Raw genomic sequence first — 233 nt, 5'->3', positions numbered from 1 at the left:
GGATCTTTCCGCGGGCGTCGGTCGCGACGGCGAAGATGCTCTCGCCGGTCAGCTTGACCCCGAGGAAATGCGCGAAGTCCACGTTCACGTCGAGGGGCTGCGGGGGCCGCCCCACGGCGCCCGGCTCGTCCGATTCGAGTTCGACGAAGAGGTCGGCCTCCAGAAGCGGGCGGGTGATCTTGGTCAACGAAGCCGCGGACAGCTGCAGGCGGCGCGAAAGCTCCGCCCGGGAC

Annotated in this window: 1 protein-coding gene; it reads right to left on the bottom strand. The window is 69.5% G+C overall.

Features of this window, described 5'->3' with window-relative positions:
• Positions 1 to 187: hypothetical protein (locus AC1RPQ_RS08705; RefSeq protein WP_481762386.1), on the bottom strand; the 187-nt coding region annotated here is incomplete at its 3' end.
• Positions 188 to 233: the final 46 nt, after the last annotated feature.

The organism is Dellaglioa sp. CoH-57-MRSF-21, assembly GCF_056781915.1.
This window is presented reverse-complemented; position numbering and strand designations above follow the sequence as displayed.